The 16754-nt window shown below is 67.5% G+C and carries 14 protein-coding genes; 9 read left to right on the top strand and 5 right to left on the bottom strand.

Translation table 11 applies throughout. From position 1 onward, the window contains the following. The first annotated feature begins 135 nt into the window (after positions 1-135). From ACAM42_RS10465 to ACAM42_RS10445, 5 genes are all read left to right on the top strand, one after another. Positions 136-1167, top strand: coding sequence for a putative 2-aminoethylphosphonate ABC transporter substrate-binding protein (locus tag ACAM42_RS10465; protein WP_174543616.1), 1032 nt, complete (start codon positions 136-138; stop codon positions 1165-1167). A gap of 77 nt (positions 1168-1244) precedes the next feature. Then, entirely contained in the window at positions 1245-2387 is a 1143-nt protein-coding gene (locus ACAM42_RS10460; RefSeq protein ID WP_070061828.1) for a putative 2-aminoethylphosphonate ABC transporter ATP-binding protein, read from the top strand. Further along, positions 2384-4108: a putative 2-aminoethylphosphonate ABC transporter permease subunit gene (locus tag ACAM42_RS10455; protein WP_369631963.1), complete on the top strand. Its 1725-nt coding sequence runs from the start codon at positions 2384-2386 to the stop codon at positions 4106-4108. Before ACAM42_RS10460 ends, ACAM42_RS10455 begins: the two co-directional genes overlap by 4 nt. A 51-nt stretch (positions 4109-4159) precedes the next feature. Further along, positions 4160-5290, top strand: coding sequence for a 2-aminoethylphosphonate--pyruvate transaminase (locus ACAM42_RS10450; protein ID WP_307584858.1), 1131 nt, complete (start codon positions 4160-4162; stop codon positions 5288-5290). Between the two features lie 77 nt (positions 5291-5367). After that, entirely contained in the window at positions 5368-6810 is a 1443-nt protein-coding gene (locus ACAM42_RS10445; protein ID WP_369631962.1) for an MFS transporter, read from the top strand. A gap of 6 nt (positions 6811-6816) precedes the next feature. Here the strand turns inward: ACAM42_RS10445 and ACAM42_RS10440 are convergent, their stop codons facing one another. Continuing rightward, on the bottom strand, positions 6817-8109 hold the full coding sequence (locus tag ACAM42_RS10440; RefSeq protein WP_070061824.1) for an SUMF1/EgtB/PvdO family nonheme iron enzyme: 1293 nt from the start codon (positions 8107-8109) through the stop codon (positions 6817-6819). A gap of 167 nt (positions 8110-8276) precedes the next feature. Between ACAM42_RS10440 and ACAM42_RS10435 the strand changes: the two genes are divergently transcribed. The 3 genes from ACAM42_RS10435 (at position 8277) to ACAM42_RS10425 (ending at position 10937) form a co-directional block, all read left to right on the top strand. Further along, on the top strand, positions 8277-8816 hold the full coding sequence (locus ACAM42_RS10435) for a TRAP transporter small permease subunit (RefSeq protein ID WP_070061823.1): 540 nt from the start codon (positions 8277-8279) through the stop codon (positions 8814-8816). A 64-nt stretch (positions 8817-8880) separates the two neighbouring features. Next, entirely contained in the window at positions 8881-10419 is a 1539-nt protein-coding gene (locus ACAM42_RS10430) for a TRAP transporter large permease subunit (protein ID WP_062468805.1), read from the top strand. Beyond that, entirely contained in the window at positions 10416-10937 is a 522-nt protein-coding gene (locus ACAM42_RS10425) for a hypothetical protein (RefSeq protein WP_369631961.1), read from the top strand. The genes ACAM42_RS10430 and ACAM42_RS10425 overlap by 4 nt, the downstream gene beginning before the upstream one ends. A gap of 73 nt (positions 10938-11010) precedes the next feature. On the opposite strand, the gene ACAM42_RS10420 is transcribed toward ACAM42_RS10425, so the two are convergent. The 4 genes from ACAM42_RS10420 to xseB form a co-directional block, all read right to left on the bottom strand. Then, positions 11011-12090: a TRAP transporter substrate-binding protein gene (locus ACAM42_RS10420; protein ID WP_062468808.1), complete on the bottom strand. Its 1080-nt coding sequence runs from the start codon at positions 12088-12090 to the stop codon at positions 11011-11013. A 130-nt stretch (positions 12091-12220) separates the two neighbouring features. Then, positions 12221-14065 carry a 1-deoxy-D-xylulose-5-phosphate synthase gene (gene dxs / locus ACAM42_RS10415; protein ID WP_369631960.1) on the bottom strand — a complete coding sequence of 615 codons (1845 nt, stop codon included), beginning with the start codon at positions 14063-14065 and terminating at the stop codon, positions 12221-12223. 22 nt (positions 14066-14087) lie between these two features. Continuing rightward, positions 14088-15002, bottom strand: coding sequence for a polyprenyl synthetase family protein (locus tag ACAM42_RS10410; RefSeq protein WP_159277878.1), 915 nt, complete (start codon positions 15000-15002; stop codon positions 14088-14090). A gap of 11 nt (positions 15003-15013) precedes the next feature. Further along, the gene (gene xseB / locus ACAM42_RS10405; protein ID WP_062468817.1) at positions 15014-15280 is read right to left on the bottom strand and encodes an exodeoxyribonuclease VII small subunit; all 267 of its coding nucleotides are present in this window, start codon (positions 15278-15280) and stop codon (positions 15014-15016) included. A gap of 273 nt (positions 15281-15553) precedes the next feature. Here xseB and ACAM42_RS10400 point away from each other — a divergent pair, with 273 nt between their 5' ends. Beyond that, complete coding sequence (locus ACAM42_RS10400) at positions 15554-16699, top strand: aromatic ring-hydroxylating dioxygenase subunit alpha (protein WP_369631959.1); 1146 nt, start codon at positions 15554-15556, stop codon at positions 16697-16699. The last annotated feature ends 55 nt before the right edge of the window (positions 16700-16754 follow it).

Raw genomic sequence — 16754 nt, 5'->3', positions numbered from 1 at the left:
TCAACAATTTTTTATTGACAGTCATCAATCAGCAACCTACATTGCAAACACCGGATGGCGTTGCCCACCCTCGCGCCGGCGCCAGCCCTCACCCTTCTTCAGTGACAGCCAGCCTTTCAGGAGAAACAGATGACGATGAAACAAAGCACGCGCCGTCTCACGGCCGCCCTGTGTGTTGCGGCCCTCGGCCTCGTGTCCGGCAGTGCGTGGGCGCAAAAAACGCCGCTCCTGGTCTACACGGCGCTCGAGACCGACGCCATGAAGCTCTACAAGGACGCGTTCGAGAAGGCCAACCCCGACATCGAGGTGAAGTGGGTGCGCGACTCCACCGGCATCGTCACCGCCAAGCTGCTGGCCGAAAAAGCCAACCCGCAGGCCGACGTGGTGGCCGGCCTGGCCGCCAGCAGCCTGGCGCTGCTGCAGCAGGAAGGCATGCTGCTTCCTTATGAGCCCAAGGGCTTCAAGGAGCTGAACCCCGCGTACTCCGACGCCGCGCGCCCGCCCGCCTGGGTCGGCATGGACGTGTGGGCCGCCACCATCTGCTTCAACACGGTCGAGGCCAAGAAGCTCGGCCTGCCCAAGCCCGAGAGCTGGAAGGACCTGACCAAGCCCGTCTACAAGGGCACGATCTCGATGCCGCACCCCGCCTCCAGCGGCACGGGCTACCTCGACGTGTCGTACTGGCTGCAGAACATGGGCGACGCCGAAGGCTGGAAGTACATGGACGCGCTGCACCAGAACATCGCGCAGTACGTGCACTCGGGCTCCAAGCCCTGCAAGCAGGCGGGCGCGGGCGAGTTCCCCATCGGCATCTCGTTCGAGTTCCGCGCGCACCAGGTGAAGAAATCGGGCGCGCCGGTCGACCTGATCTTTCCGAAGGAAGGCCTGGGCTGGGACATCGAGGCCACCAGCCTCATGAAGACCAGCACGAAGCTGGCGCAAGGCAAGCGCTTTGCCGACTGGATGGCGAGCAAGGAAGCCAACCAGATCAGCGCGCGCTGGTGGGCCGTGGTGGCCTACCCGGGCGTGGTCTCCAAGCTGGAAGGCATTCCGGACAACTACGAGAAGCTGCTGGCCAAGAACGACCTGAACTGGGCCGCCAAGAACCGCGAACGCATCCTCGCGGAGTGGAGCAAGCGCTACGAAGGCAAGGCCGAACCCAAGTAAGCCCGACGGCATCCCCCGGTTTTCAATTCAAGGGTGCCGCCGCAGCTGGTGACGCCCTCCAACGACGAGTGCGAAAAATGGACATGACCGACACCCGCTTCATCGCCAGCCAGTTGACTCCCACCTCGGCCCCGCCCGCGGCCCTCGAGATCGTCGGTGTTCGCAAGGACTTCGAGACCTTCAGCGCGCTGCGCGACGTGCACCTGCGCGTGAACCCGGGCGAGATGCTGTGCTTTCTCGGCCCCTCGGGCTGCGGCAAGACCACGCTGCTGCGCATCATCGCGGGCCTGGAGACGCAGACCGCCGGACAGATCCTGCAGAACGGCAAGGACGTCTCGTGGCTCTCGCCGGACAAGCGCGACTACGGCATCGTGTTCCAGTCGTACGCGCTCTTTCCCAACCTGTCGATCGCCGAGAACGTGGGCTACGGCCTCGTCAACAGCCGCGCGAAGCGGGGCGAGATCAAGGCACGCGTCGACGAGCTGCTGAAGCTGGTCGGCCTGCCGACCTCGGGCGCCAAGTACCCGAGCCAGCTCTCGGGCGGCCAGCAACAGCGCGTGGCCCTGGCCCGCGCGCTCGCCACGCGGCCCGGCCTGCTGCTGCTGGACGAGCCGCTGTCGGCGCTCGACGCGCTCGAGCGGATCCGCCTGCGCGGCGAGATCCGCCGGCTGCAGAAGCAGGTCGGCATCACGACCATCATGGTCACGCACGACCAGGAAGAAGCGCTGTCGATGGCCGATCGCATCGTGGTGATGAACCACGGCGTGATCGAGCAGGTCGGCACGCCGATGGAAATCTACGAGCAGCCGGCCACGCCCTTCGTGGCCGACTTCGTGGGCAAGGTCAATGTGCTGCGCGCGATGGCGCTGGGCAACCAGCGCTTCCAGGTCGGCGACATGGAACTGCAGTGCGACGCCTGCGACGGCGCCTTCGAGCCCGGCGACGCGGTCAACCTCTACCTGCGGCCCGAAGACCGCGCGGTGGAGCACCTGCGCGAGGACACGCCCAACCGCCTGCAGGCCAAGGTCACGAAGGTCGAGTTCCTGGGCGGCCTGTGCATTGCCGAAGTGACGGCCGACGCACTGCACGGCCAGACACTGGGCCTGCACTTCTCGCTGAACCAGCTGCACGACCTGGACATCCGCGAGGGCAACACGATCGACATCGCCCTGCGTGCCAACCGCATCCGCGCCTTTGCCGCGCGCACCGCCAAGCCATGAACACGCTGGCACATCCCCGCCCCGTGCTCGCTGCACGCCCCGCCCTGCGCTGGAGCCGCGACGAGACCATCGCGCGCGCCATCCTGTTCGTGGTGATGGCGATGCTGTTCGTGTTCCTCATCGCGCCGCTGCTGACCATCCTGGCCCACGCGGTGCAGGACAAGAACGGCCGATTCGTCGGCCTGGCCCACTTCATCACCTACTTCCAGACGCCGAGCCTGCTGCGCGCGGCCTGGAATTCGGTGTGGGTGTCGGCCGCGGTGGTGATGATCTCGGTGCCCACGGCCTTCGTGTTCGCCTACGCGCTCACGCGCAGCCGCATGCCGGCGCCGCTGAAGGCGGTGTTCCGCCTCATCGCGCTCATTCCGCTGCTCGCGCCCTCGCTGCTGTCGGCCATCTCGTTCGTGCAGTGGTTCGGCAACCAGGGCGCGCTCAAGTTCCTGCTGGGCGGCGCCTCGATCTACGGCGCGCCCGGGATCATCCTGGCCGAGGTCTACAACACCTTCCCGCATGCGCTGATGATCCTGGTCACCGCGCTGTCGCTGGCCGACGGCCGGCTGTACGAGGCGGCCACCGCCCTGCGCACGCGGCCCCTGCGCCAGTTCATGACGATCACCCTGCCCTCGTGCAAGTACGGCCTGATCAGCGCGGCCACCGTGGTCTTCACCTACGTGGTGAGCGACTTCGGCGCGCCCAAGGTCATCGGCGGCAACTTCAACGTGCTGTCGGTCGACGTGTTCAAGCAGGTGGTGGGCCAGCACAACTTCTCCATCGGTGCGGTGGTGGGCATGCTGCTGCTCATTCCGTCGATCATTTCCTTCGTGATCGACTACGTGGTGCGGCGCAAGCTGAAGGCGCAGCTCACGGCCCGCTCGGTGCCCTACACGCCCAAGCCCCGCAAGCTGGCCGATGCGCTGCTCACGCTGTTCTGCACCGTGGTCTGCAGCCTGCTGCTGGCCACCATCGGCATGGCGATCTACACCTCGGCGATCTCGCTGTGGCCCTACGACCTGTCGTTCACGCTCAAGCACTACCACTTCGTGCTGGTGGAAAGCGACATGGCCGCCGCCTACGGCAACAGCCTGCTGGTGGCCATGGTCACCGCGGTGGCGGGCTCGCTCATCGTGTTCGTGGGCGCCTACCTGATCGAGAAGACGCGCAACCTGGGCCTCATGCGCAAGGGCATGCACCTGATGGCGGTGCTGTCGATGGCGGTGCCGGGCCTGGTGCTGGGCCTGGGCTACGTGATGTTCTTCAACCATCCGTCCAACCCGCTGAACTTTTTGTACCAGACGATGGCGATCCTGGTCATCTCGATGGTGGTGCACTACTACACCTCGAGCCACCTCACGGCGGTGACGGCGCTCAAGCAGATCGACAACGAGTTCGAGGCCGTGTCGGCGTCGCTCAAGGTGCCGTTCTTCAAGACCTTCCTGCGCGTGACGGTGCCGGTGTGCCTGCCGGCCATCCTGGACATCGGGCGCTACTTCTTCGTGGTGTCGATGGCCAGCCTGTCGTGCGCCATCTTCCTGTACACGCCGGAGACCATCCTCGCGTCGGTCGCGATCATGCACCTGGACGACGCCGGCGACATCGGCCCGGCCGCCGCGCTGGCCAGCCTGATCGTCGTCACCTCGACGCTGGTGTGCATCGCCTACGCACTGCTCACGCGCGTGCTGCTCGCACGCACGCAGGCCTGGCGCAACCTCGGCCGCGGCTGAACGACCTCCTCACCTTTCGCCCCTCATTCCCTTTCCCTGCCTGGAGACACCATGAGTCAAGCCGCCCACCCCATCCTGCTCACGCCCGGCCCCCTGACCACCTCGGACCGCACCCGCCAAGCGATGCTGCGCGACTGGGGTTCATGGGACGCCGACTTCAACCAGATCACGGCGCGCATCCGCAAGGAAGTGCTCAATATCGTGCACGGCACGGGCACGCACGAATGCGTTCCGTTGCAAGGCAGCGGCACCTTCTCGGTCGAAGCGGCCATCGGCACGATCGTGCCGCGCAACGGCCACGTGCTGGTGCCGAGCAACGGCGCCTACTGCCAGCGCCTGGCCAAGATCTGCAAGGTGCTGGGCCGCAAGCTCACCACCATCGACTACACCGAAGAGAAGCAGGTCTCGCCCGCCGACGTCGACCGCGCGCTCGCGGCCGACCCGTCCATCACGCACGTCGCGGTGGTGCACTGCGAAACCGGCGCCGGCGTGCTCAACCCGCTGCACGAGATCGCGCTGGTGGTCGCCAAGCACGGACGCGGCCTGATCATCGATGCCATGAGCTCCTTCGGCGCGCTGGAGATCGACGCGCGCAAGACGCCCTTCGACGCCGTGGTCGCCGCCTCGGGCAAGTGCCTCGAAGGCGTGCCGGGCATGGGCTTCGTGGTCATCAAGCGCAGCACGCTGGAAAAGTGCGAAGGCAACTGCCACTCGCTGAGCATGGACCTGTACGACCAGTGGGTCTACATGGAAAAGACCACGCAGTGGCGCTTCACGCCGCCCACGCACGTGGTGGCCGCGCTCGACACCGCCATCGCGCAGTACATCGAGGAAGGCGGCCTGCCCGCGCGCGGCGGGCGCTACACGCGCAACTGCAAGGCGCTGGTCGACGGCCTTGCCACGCTGGGCTTTCGGCCTTTTCTCGACCCGGCCATCCAGGCCCCGATCATCGTCACCTTCCATGCGCCGGACGATGCCAACTACAACTTCAAGACCTTCTACCAGGAGGTGAAGAAGCGCGGCTACATCCTCTACCCCGGCAAGCTGACGCAGGTCGAGACCTTCCGCGTGGGTTGCATGGGGCACTTCGGCGACGCAGGCATCCCGGGCGCGGTGGCGGCCATTGCCGACACGCTGAAAGCCATGGGCATCCGGCAGGTGACGGCGGCCGTCGCGGCCTGAAGAAGCTCTGAGCAGACCGGCGCATTGCAGCGCCGGTCCTACAACGCGGGGGTGATGCGCTTCGCATAATGCCCCGCATGACGGTTCTGCGCAGCGACATCCCTGCCCGCCTGGACCGCCTGCCGTGGTCGCGCTGGCATTGGCGCGTGGTGATCGCGCTGGGCGTGGCCTGGATCCTCGACGGCCTCGAGGTCACGCTGGTGGGCTCCATCGGCGCGGTGCTGGAGCGGCCCGACACGCTCGGGCTCACGGCCGCAGAAATCGGCTGGTCGGGCTCGATCTACATCGCGGGCGCGGTGATCGGCGCGCTGGTCTTCGGCCGGCTCACCGACCGGCTCGGGCGCAAGAAACTCTTCCTGCTCACGCTCGTGGTCTACACGCTGGGCACGCTGGCCACGGCCTTCTCTCCCAACTTCGCCTTCTTCGCGCTGTGCCGCTTCGTCACGGGGCTGGGCATCGGCGGCGAGTACGCGGCCATCAATTCGGCCATCGACGAACTCATTCCGGCGCGCGTGCGCGGGCGCGTCAACCTCGCGATCAACGGCAGCTTCTGGATCGGTGCGGCGCTCGGTGCGGCGCTGAGCCTCGTGCTGCTCGATGCGCGCGTGATCGGCCCCGTGTGGGGCTGGCGCGCGGGCTTCGCGCTGGGCGCGGTGCTGGCGGTAGCCATCCTGCTGGTGCGGCGCCATGTGCCCGAGAGCCCGCGCTGGCTCATCGCGCACGGACGCGCGGATGAGGCCGAGCGCATCGTCGCGGGCATCGAGGCCGAGGTGGCGGCGCAGCACGGGCCACTGCCCGCCGCGCACGGCCACGTGATGTACACCGCCGCGCGCCCCAACAGCCCGTCGATGCGCGAAGTGGCGCGCGTGCTGCTGCGGCGCTACCCGGCGCGCAGCGTGGTGGCGACGGCGCTGATGGTGTCGCTGGCCTTCTTCTACAACGCGATCTTCTTCACCTACGCGCTGGTGCTCACGCGCTTCTACGGCGTGGCCGAAGGCCGCGTGGCGCTGTACATCTTTCCGTTCGCACTGGGCAACGTGCTCGGGCCGCTGCTGCTGGGCCCGCTGTTCGACAGCGTGGGCCGGCGCCGGATGATCGCGCTGACCTATGTGCTGGCCGGCGTGGGCCTGGCGCTCACGGGCTGGGCCTTCATGCAAGGCTGGCTCGACGCGCGCAGCCAGGCGCTGTGCTGGTCGGCGGTGTTCTTTCTTGCGTCGGCGGCGGCCAGCTCGGCCTACCTGACCGTGAGCGAGGTGTTCCCGCTGGAGATGCGCGCCATGGCCATCGCGATCTTCTATGCCATCGGCATGGGCGCGGGCGGCTTCGCGGCGCCGGTGCTGTTCGGGATGCTGATCGAGACCGGCAGCCGCGGCGCGGTGATGGTGGGCTATGTCATCGGCGCCGTGCTGGTCATCGTCGCGGGGCTGCTGGCGTTGCGCTACGCAGCCGATGCGGAGCGCAAGCCGCTGGAGGAAGTGGCGCCGCCGCTGTCGTCGGAAGCCGGCGGCGAGCGGCCCTGAAGGCGGCTACAGCGCGCAGGTGCGAAAGCCGAAGAAGCCGTCGTCGCTGTCGGGCAGCGCAAAGCCACGGCGACGCGGCGAGCGCAGGCGCGCGCGGGTCGCGAACGAGGCGCCGCGCAGCACACGCGCCCGGCCGAAGGCGGCCACCGGGTCGAACTCGCCGCCGGCGCTCCACGGATCGGCCCTGAAGCCCGGCCAGGGCTGCAGCGTGCCCGCCGTCCACTCGTGCACGTCGGCCCAGCGAAAGCCCCGCCGTGCGGCCGTGTGGGCGGCGATTTCCCATTCGACCTCGGTCGCGATGCGCCGACCGGCCCAGCGCGCCCAGGCGTCGGCCTCCCACCAGCTCAGGTGCACGGCGCTGTGGTGCCCGGCCGCGCGCACGGTGACGCCGAAGCGCTGCTGCAGCACCGAGCCGCCCGTGCCGTTGCGCGACACGCCGATCTGCTCCACGTGGCGCGGCCCGCGCCGGCCTTCGGTCTGTGCGGCGAGCCAGCGCCAGCCGTCGCTGTGCCACAGCTCCTCGCGGTCGTAGCCGCCGTCGTCGACGAACTCGATGTACTGGTCCCAGGTGACGGGCTGGGCGTCGATCTCGAACTCGGGCACGTCGACGCGGTGCGCCGCGCCCTCTTGCGCGAACAGGAAGCCGCTGTGCTCGGGCAGGCCGAGCTCCCAGCGCGTGGCCGGCAGCAGCAGCGGCTCGCGCGTGACGGCGGTGGGCGGCTGCTCGATGTTCAGCGGCAGGCCCAGCGTCTGCGCCAGCACCACGAGCTGCTCGCCGCGCAGGTCTTCATGGAAGAGCGCGAGCCGGTAGAAGTACAGGCCCGCATCGGTCTCAGCGGCGTTCTCGAGCAGCTCGAGCGTGCTTTCGAGGGTTTCGAGCAGGTAGGCCTTGGTCTGGCCCAGGCCCGGCAGGTCGGGCGACCAGCAGCGATCGGCCGCGCCCTGGGCGGGGTTCCACCAGTCGTCGGCGTCGGGGTCGATGGCGGCCAGCCGCGTGGGGCGCACGGGGCAGTCGATGCCGAAGGCGCGCTGGGTGTTGCGCCCGATCCACCATTCGGCGAACCAGCCGATGTGGCCCGCCAGCCAGACCGGCGGCACCACGCCCGGCTGCGGCGGCACGCGCATGGCTTCGCCCAGCGCCTGCTCGAACAGGGACAGCAAGTGCAGCGTGTGGTTGCGCGCATCGATGAGGGCCAGCGAGAGCAGGTCGCGGCCGGCGCGGCGCATGTCGGGGGAGTCGATCGACAGGGGCGGGCTCGCCGCACCGAAGGGCGTCGAAGGCGGCGGGCTCGAAGACATGGGCCATTATGGCGACCGCCCGACAGGCCCTCTGGCGACGCGGATTCCGGGTAAACCCGAGTTTGTGTCAAGGCAATACTAAGGTTCACCGAGATACCATTGCGGGCTTTGCGCGCAGCCCCCACCAGGGGCCGGCGCTTCACCTTGGGCTTCGCGGGAGACACCCCTTGTCTGTATTCCTCAAATTCGCGGCCGTCATGGACTGGGTCAGCGAAAAACTCGGCAAATTTGCCGGCTATGCGGTTCTGGCCGCGTCGCTCATCTCGGCCGCCAACGCCTTCGTCCGGTACGGCTTCGACTTCAGCAACAACGCCTTCCTCGAGATCCAGTGGTACCTGTTCGCCGCCACCGTGATGCTCGGTGCGCCGGTGGTGCTGCGCTTCAACGAGCATGTGCGCGTGGACATCATCTACGGCAAGCTCAAGGGCCACGGGCCGGTGTATGTCGACCTGTTCGGCCTGACCTTCTTCCTGCTGCCGGTGATGGGCCTGCTGACCTACCTCACCTGGCCGTTCTTCTGGAACACCTGGGTGTCGGGCGAGATGTCGGGCAACATCGGCGGGCTGATCCGCTGGCCCGCCGCGCTGCTGATGCCCGTGGGTTTCTGCACGATGTTCCTGCAAGGTGTCGCCGAGATCATCAAGCGCATCGCCTACCTGCGCGGACTGATCGAGATGAACACGCACTACGAGAAGCCGGTGCAGTGATGGCGTTCGTCGCGCTTCGCCAGACCGCCCCGACCTTTCCCGCACAGCAGGACACGTAGACATCATGCACATGGAAAATTTCGCCCCGATCATGTTCGCGGGGCTCGTGGTGATCATGCTGATCGGGTTTCCGGTCGCGTTTTCGCTCTCGGCCCTCGGCCTGATCTGCGGCTTCTTCGCCATCGAGATGGGCTGGTTCCCGGCCGGCTTCATGGCCAACCTGCCGCTCAACGTGTTCGGCATTTTGTCGAACGAGACGCTGCTGGCCATTCCGTTCTTCACGCTCATGGGGGCGGTGTTAGAGAAATGCGGGCTCGCCGAGGACATGCTCGACTCGATGGGCCAGCTCTTCGGCCCGATCCGCGGCGGCCTGGGCTACTCGGTGATCATCGTGGGCTTCATCCTCGGCGCCATCACCGGCACGGTGGCCGGCCAGGTGATCGCGATGGCGATGATCTCGCTGCCGGTCATGATGCGCTACGGCTACAACATGCGTTACTCGACCGGCGTGCTCGCCGCCTCGGGAACCATCACGCAGCTGGTGCCGCCCTCGCTGGTGCTGATCGTCATGGCCGACCAGCTCGGCACCGACGTCGGCCAGATGTACAAGGGCGCCTGGGGTCCGTCGATCCTGCAGGTGGTGATCTTCGCGATCTACACCTTCCTGGTCTCGCGCATCCGCCCGCACTACGTGCCCGGCCTGCCCGCCACGGCGCGCACGCTGCACGGCTGGGCGCTGTGGGGCAAGTGCCTGCGCGGCATCATCCCCTCGGCCATCCTGATCTTCGCGGTGCTCGGTTCGATGGGCGGCCTGCCCTTCATGGACAAGGCCATCGCCACGCCGACCGAGGCCGGCGCGATGGGCGCGGTGGGCGCGCTGGTGCTGGCGCTCATTCACCGGCGCCTGAACTGGGCGCTGATGAAGGACGCGATGGAAGGCACCATGCGCCTCACGGCGATGGTGGTGTTCATCCTGATCGGCTCGCGCGTGTTCTCGCTGGTGTTCCAGGGCGTGGACGGCGCCAAATGGATCGAGCACATGCTCTCGGGCCTGCCGGGCGGCCAGATCGGCTTCCTGATCGCGGTCAACATCTTCGTGTTCTTCCTGGCGTTCTTCCTCGACTTCTTCGAGATCGCCTTCATCATCCTGCCGCTGCTGGGCCCCGTGGCTCACAAGCTGGGCATCGACATGGTGTGGTTCGGCGTGCTGCTGTGCGTGAACATGCAGACCTCGTTCATGCACCCGCCCTTCGGCTTTGCGCTGTTCTACTTGCGGGGCATCGCCGACACCCTGTTCAAGAACGGGGCGCTGCCCAAGAAGGTGGAGTCGCGCGACATCTACCTGGGCGCCGTGCCCTGGGTCGTGATGCAGCTGCTGCTGGTGGCCATCGTGATCTTCTTCCCGCAGACGGTGACCGTGTTCCTCGAGAAGGAAAAGGTCGTCGACATCGACAAGGTCAACCTCGACATGCCGGTCGACCCGAACGCGCCGCCCGCCACCGACAACGGCGTGAACATGGAAGACCCGTTCGGCAACCAGAAGACGCCCGAGGAAACGCCGGCGCCGGCAGCCCCGGCGGCGGGCGAAGCTTCCAAGCCGTGAGCGACGCCCGCCCCGGCGACGCCCCGAACGACCACCCCGCGACGACCGAAGGCGGCCCGCTCGAAAGCGCCGCCTTCCCGCCGCTGCTGCGCACGCTGGCGGTGGTGCTGGTGGTCGATCTCTTCGCCTTCGCGCTGTGGAGCCTGCCGTCGCTGCGCACCACCAGCTGGTCGGCCACCAGCCTGTTCGTCTTCGGCGTGGCGGGCCTGTGCGTGATCTGGGTCGGCTACTGGATCGTCTACAGCCGCACCCGCCTCGAAGGCGACGTGCTGACGCAGACCTGGCTGTGGAACAAGCGCGTGAGTGCGCAGGACGTGGCGCAGCTCAAGCTGGTGCACATCCGCATGCTCGAGCGCGTGATCGCACCGCGCCTGCTGGTGCGCCGGCGCTTCGGCGGCATCACCTGGTTCCATGCCTACGACCCGCAGGTGCTGATCGCGTTCGGCGAGCAGGTGGCGATGCGCACGCTGCCCTCCGCGCCACCGCCCTCCCCCGAACCCGACCCCGCGTCCAAATGAAAAAAGCCCCGCCGAAACCGGCGGGGCTTTTTACTTGTGAGGTGCGAAGCGCCGGGTTGCGGCGCCGCGTGCCTTACAGCTTCTGCTGTTGCATGAAGCGGTCGAAGGTGCCTTCGGTGTAGCGGAACCAGGCGTTCTGGTCGGCCAGGAACTTGGACCAGTCGCTGTAGATCTTCTTCCACTCGGGGTTGCTGTTGTTCAGGTCCGAGTAGATCTGCTGGGCCGACTTGAAGGCGGCGTTCATCACGTCCTGCGAGAACGGACGCAGCTTGGTGCCCGAGCCCACGAGCTGCTTGAGCGCGATCGGGTTCTTGGCGTCGTACTTGGCCGTCATCGTGATGTTGGCGTGCGCGGCAGCCGCTTCGACCACGGCCTTGAAATCGGCCGACAGGCTTTCCCATGCCTTGGTGTTGATGTAGAAGTCGAGCTCGGGGCCGCCTTCCCACCAGCCGGGGTAGTAGTAGAACGGGGCGATCTTGTTGAAGCCCAGCTTCTGGTCGTCGTACGGGCCGACCCATTCCAGGCCGTCGAGCGTGCCCTTTTCGAGCGCGGGGTACAGGTCGGCGCCGGGGATCGATTGCGGGATCACGCCGAAGGGCTCGAGCACCTTGCCAGCGAACGGGTTGGTGCGGAACTTCAAGCCCTTCAGGTCGGCGACCGACTTGATTTCCTTGCGGAACCAGCCGCCCATCTGCGCGCCCGTGTTGCCGCCCGGCAGGTTGATGATGTTGTACTTGGCGTAGAAGGCGCGCATCAGCTTCAGGCCGTTGCCTTCGTACATCCAGGCGTTCTGCTGGCGGGTGTTCATGCCGAAGGGCACGGCGCAACCCAGGCAGAAGGTCGGGTCCTTGCCGTAGAAGTAGTAAGGCGCCGTGTGCGCCATTTCGACCGCGCCGCTCTGGATGCCGTCGACCACGCCGAAGGCGGGCATCAGCTCGCCGCCCGCGTGCACGGAGATCTGGAACTTGCCGCCCGTCATGTCGCTCACGCTCTTCGAGAACACCTCGGCGGTGCCGAAGATGGTGTCCAGCGACTTGGGAAAGCTCGATGCGAGACGCCAGCGAACGGTGGCTTGCGCGTGAACCGCGGGCGCGATGCCGGCAGCCAGAACGCCCGCGATGCCGGCGTTTTTGATGAGGGAACGACGATCCATTGAATTCACTCCGAGTGCTTTGGAAAAAACAAAACGCGGCTTGTGACCGCGTCAGGGACTTTTGTGAGTCCTTTTGATTGTAAAAACGCGCTTACAGGTGGCCGGCGGGGGTTTACCCTGCGACCTCTTGTCAAACGAAGCGTTTCTTGATCGCGGCGGCAATGCCGTCGGCATCGAGGCTGATCGATGCGAGCAGCTTGGCCGGATCGCCGTGCTCGATGAAGCGGTCGGGCAGGCCCAGTTGCAGCACCGGCTTCTGCACGCCCGCGGCCTGCAGGGCCTCGACCACCGCACTGCCCGCGCCGCCCATGATGGCGCCCTCTTCGAGCGTGACGAGCGCGTCGTGCGTGCCCGCCACCTGCAGCAGCAACTCGACGTCGAGCGGCTTGGCCCAGCGCATGTTGACCACGGTGGCATCGAGCGACTCGGCCGCCGTGAGCGCCGGGTACAGCAAGGTGCCGAACGCGAGGATGGCGATACGCTGGCCTTCGCGGCGGACCTCGCCCTTGCCGAAGGGCAGCGCGTCGAGCGTGAGGTGCGGCGTGGTGCCGGCGCCCGCACCGCGCGGGTAGCGCACGGCCACCGGGTGGTTCTGTTCGTAGGCGCTCGTCAGCAGCTGGCGGCACTCGCGCTCGTCGGCCGGGCAGGCGATGCTCATGTTGGGAACGCAGCGCAGGAACGGGATGTCGTACGCGCCCGCGTGCGTGGCACCGTCGGCGCCCACGAGGCCCGCGCGATCGAGCGCGAACACCACGGGCAGGTTCTGGATCGCCACGTCGTGGATCAGCTGGTCGTAGGCGCGCTGCAGGAAGGTCGAGTAGATCGCGACCACGGGCTTGAGGCCCTCGCAGGCCAGGCCGGCCGCGAAGGTGACCGCGTGCTGCTCGGCGATGCCGACGTCGTAGTAGCGGTCGGGAAAGCGCTTCTCGAACTCCACGAGCCCCGAGCCTTCGCGCATCGCGGGCGTGATGCCCACGAGGCGGCCGTCGTGCGCGGCCGTGTCGCACAGCCACTGGCCGAAGACCTGCGTGAAGGTCTGCTTGGCCGCCGTGGTCGACTTGACCAGCCCGACCTGCGGATCGAATTTGCCCGGGCCGTGGTAGGCCACCGGGTCGGCCTCTGCGAGCTTGTAGCCCTGCCCTTTTTTCGTGACCACGTGCAGGAACTGCGGGCCGTCCAGGTGCTTGAGGTTCTCGAGCGTGGGCACCAGCGAGTCGATGTCGTGGCCGTCGATGGGCCCGACGTAGTTGAAGCCGAACTGCTCGAACAGCGTGGCCGGCACGACCATGCCCTTGGCATGCTGCTCCAGCCGCTTGGCCAGCTCGAACAACGGCGGCGCATTGCGCAGCACGCTCTTGCCGACGCTCTTGGCGGCGGCGTAGAAGTTGCCGCTCATGAGCTGCGCGAGGTAGCGGTTGAGCGCGCCCACCGGCGGGCTGATCGACATGTCGTTGTCGTTCAGGATGACCAGCAGCTTGCAGTCGCACACGCCCGCGTTGTTCAGCGCCTCGAAGGCCATGCCGGCCGTGAGCGCGCCGTCGCCGATGATGGCCACGGCATGGCGCTTCTCGCCCTTCTGCTTGGCGGCCATGGCCATGCCGAGCGCGGCCGAGATGCTGGTCGACGAGTGGGCGGTGCCGAAGGTGTCGTACTCGCTCTCGGTGCGCTGCGGAAAGCCCGAGATGCCGCCGAGCTGGCGCAGCGTGGGCATGCGCTCGCGCCGGCCCGTGAGGATCTTGTGCGGGTAGGTCTGGTGGCCCACGTCCCACACCAGCCGGTCGTGCGGCGTGTTGAACACATGGTGCAGCGCCACCGTCAGCTCGACCGTGCCGAGGTTGGAGCTCAGGTGGCCGCCGGTGCGCGAGACGTTGTCGAGCACGCAGGCGCGCACCTCGTCGGACAGCTGCTTGAGCTGGGCCCGGTCGTACTGGCGGATCGGCGAAGGGTCGTGGAGAGTTGGAAGCAGCGGAGCCATGGAGGTGGGTTCTTTGTTCTTCTCAGCGGTCGCGGTCGACCACCATGTGGGCCAGGGCGCGCAGTGCCGAGGTGTCCGCCAGGCCGCTCTTGTTCAGCGCGGCGATGGCGTCGGCGAGCAGCTGGCTCGCCTGCGCGCGCGCGCCGTCCAGGCCGAGCAGCGACACGTAGGTGGGCTTGTCGGCCGCGGCGTCCTTGCCGGCGGTCTTGCCCAGGGTTTGCGAGTCGGCGGTGACGTCGAGGATGTCGTCGACCACCTGGAACGCCAGGCCGATGGCGGCGCCGTAGTCGCGCAGCGCCGCCAGCGCGGCGGGCGACACGGAGCCGCAGGCGGCGCCCATCTCGACGCTGCCCTGCAGCAGCGCGCCGGTCTTCAGGCGGTGCATTTCGCGCAGCTGGGTTTCGTTCAGTGCGATGCCGACGCTGGCCAGGTCGATGGCCTGGCCGCCGGCCATGCCCTGGCTGCCGGCCGCGCGCGCCAGCAGGCGGCACAGCAGGGCCTGCATGGCCGCGGGCACCTCGTCGCCCTCGGGGGCGAGCAACTCGAAGGCCAGCGCCTGCAGCGCGTCGCCCGCGAGCAGCGCGTCGGCTTCGCCGAACTTCACGTGCACGGTAGGCTTGCCGCGGCGCAGCACGTCGTTGTCCATGCACGGCAGGTCGTCGTGCACCAGCGAATAGGCGTGGATGAGTTCGGTGGCGCAGGCCGCACGCAGCGCGGCGTGGGCGTTGCCGCCGACCGCTTCATTGGCCGCGAGCACCAGCAGCGGCCGCAGCCGCTTGCCGCCGTCGAGCACGGCATAGCGCATGGCGTCGCCCAGCAGCACCGGCGCATCGACGCCGACCCAGCGCGACAGCGCCGCTTCGACGGTGGCCAGGTGGGGCTCGGCCCAGCCGGCCAGCGTCTTCGCGTCCCAGGGGGTGGTGGCGGTGGAAGTCATCGGGACGGCGCTCATTCGGCCGTCCAGGGCTTGAGGCTGCCTGCGTCGAGCACCTTGATCTGGTCCTCGACCGCCTGCAGCTTGTCGCGGCAGAAACCGAGCAGTGCGGCGCCGCGCTGGTAGCTGCCCAGCAGCTGGTCCAGCGGCAACTGGCCCGATTCGAGTTCTGCAACCAGTTGTTCCAGTTCCTGGAGCCCGGCTTCGTAGCTGGCGGGCAGCGGCCCGGTGTCGGGCGTCGCCGCCGGGCTGGTCGTGGAAGGAGAAGGCACCTTGGGCATGCAACGAATCGTGGATGAAACGGAACATTTTAGGGCGGGGGCGCAACGAACCGCCGGGCAGCCCGCGCACGCGCGCGCGACCCTTTGCAACACCCTGTATGACGCCCGGCCATGCGAGGCAAAAACCCGGCGGGCGCAAAAATGCCCCCCGGGTACAATCCCCGCTTCCCCCGCCGGTCGCACCGGCACACCTCTTCGGGCCGTCACCCTTGCAGACGGCGCCTTCCGTTTTTTTCTTTTTTTCTCCCTGTGGGGAGCTTGGTCAGGTCCTCCATGTCTGATTTAAGTCTTCAACTGCAGCAGGCCGCGAGCCAACTTCCAGTTACCGCGTATTTCGACGAGGCCTTGTACGCCCGCGAAATGCAGAACCTTTTCGCGCGAGGGCCCCGCTACGTCGGGCACCGACTGGCCGTGCCCGAGCCGGGTGACTTCCACACCCTGCCGCAAGAACACCAGGGCCGCGCGCTGGTCCACACGCCCAAGGGCGTGGAGCTCATCTCGAACGTCTGCCGCCACCGCCAAGCCCTGATCCTGCAGGGCCGGGGCCAGCTCGACACCCAGACCGGCGGCAACATCGTCTGCCCGCTGCACCGCTGGACCTACGCCGCGAAAGATGCGCGCACCACCGGCACGCTGATCGGCGCCCCGCATTTCGACCAGGACCCGTGCCTCAACCTGCACAACTACCCGCTCACCGAATGGAACGGTCTTCTGTTCGAGAAGAACGCCGACGGCAGCGGCCGTGACGTGACGGCCGACATGGCGGGCCTGGGCCCGCAGGCCGACCTCGACTTCTCGGGCTACGCGCTCGACCGCGTCGAGCTGCACGAGTGCAACTACAACTGGAAGACCTTCATCGAGGTCTACCTCGAGGACTACCACGTCGGCCCGTTCCATCCCGGCCTGGGCAGCTTCGTCACCTGCGACGACCTGCGCTGGGAGTTCAAGCCCGAGTTCTCGGTGCAGACGGTGGGCGTGGCCAACCGCCTGGGCCGCGCGGGCAGCCCGGTCTACCAGAAGTGGCAGGAGCAGTTGCTCAAGTACCGCGACGGCAAGCCGCCGAAGTACGGCGCGATCTGGCTCACCTACTACCCGCACGTGATGATCGAGTGGTACCCGCACGTGCTCACCGTGTCGACGCTGCACCCGGTGAGCCCGACCAAGACGCTCAACATGGTCGAGTTCTTCTACCCCGAGGAAATCGTCGCCTTCGAGCGCGAGTTCGTCGAGGCCCAGCAGGCCGCCTACATGGAGACCTGCGTGGAGGACGACGAGATCGCCGAGCGCATGGACGCCGGCCGCCGCGCGCTCATGCTGCGCGGCGACAACGAGACCGGCCCCTACCAGAGCCCCATGGAAGACGGCATGCAGCAGTTCCACGAGTGGTACCGCAACGCGATGCAACAACCACGCGCCTGAACGCCGCCCCGCCCCGCACCCGCCGGGGCTTTCTTTTTTCTGATCTGGATTCAAT

It is taken from the genome of Variovorax sp. V35 (assembly GCF_041154465.1).
Classification (GTDB): Bacteria; Pseudomonadota; Gammaproteobacteria; order Burkholderiales; family Burkholderiaceae_C; genus Variovorax; species Variovorax boronicumulans.
The sequence above is the reverse complement of the archived record's forward strand: the minus strand, read 5'-3'. Positions and strand labels throughout refer to the sequence as shown.

Excerpts from the sequence above, each read along its gene's own strand:
- ACAM42_RS10465 (WP_174543616.1), top strand. The coding sequence starts at position 136 with ATGAAACAAAGCACGCGCCGTCTCACGGCCGCCCTGTGTGTTGCGGCC.
- ACAM42_RS10460 (WP_070061828.1), top strand. The coding sequence starts at position 1,245 with ATGGACATGACCGACACCCGCTTCATCGCCAGCCAGTTGACTCCCACC.
- ACAM42_RS10455 (WP_369631963.1), top strand. The coding sequence starts at position 2,384 with ATGAACACGCTGGCACATCCCCGCCCCGTGCTCGCTGCACGCCCCGCC.
- ACAM42_RS10450 (WP_307584858.1), top strand. The coding sequence starts at position 4,160 with ATGAGTCAAGCCGCCCACCCCATCCTGCTCACGCCCGGCCCCCTGACC.
- ACAM42_RS10445 (WP_369631962.1), top strand. The coding sequence starts at position 5,368 with ATGACGGTTCTGCGCAGCGACATCCCTGCCCGCCTGGACCGCCTGCCG.
- ACAM42_RS10440 (WP_070061824.1), bottom strand. The coding sequence starts at position 8,109 with ATGTCTTCGAGCCCGCCGCCTTCGACGCCCTTCGGTGCGGCGAGCCCG.
- ACAM42_RS10430 (WP_062468805.1), top strand. The coding sequence starts at position 8,881 with ATGCACATGGAAAATTTCGCCCCGATCATGTTCGCGGGGCTCGTGGTG.
- ACAM42_RS10420 (WP_062468808.1), bottom strand. The coding sequence starts at position 12,090 with ATGGATCGTCGTTCCCTCATCAAAAACGCCGGCATCGCGGGCGTTCTG.
- dxs (WP_369631960.1), bottom strand. The coding sequence starts at position 14,065 with ATGGCTCCGCTGCTTCCAACTCTCCACGACCCTTCGCCGATCCGCCAG.
- ACAM42_RS10410 (WP_159277878.1), bottom strand. The coding sequence starts at position 15,002 with ATGACTTCCACCGCCACCACCCCCTGGGACGCGAAGACGCTGGCCGGC.
- xseB (WP_062468817.1), bottom strand. The coding sequence starts at position 15,280 with ATGCCCAAGGTGCCTTCTCCTTCCACGACCAGCCCGGCGGCGACGCCC.
- ACAM42_RS10400 (WP_369631959.1), top strand. The coding sequence starts at position 15,554 with ATGTCTGATTTAAGTCTTCAACTGCAGCAGGCCGCGAGCCAACTTCCA.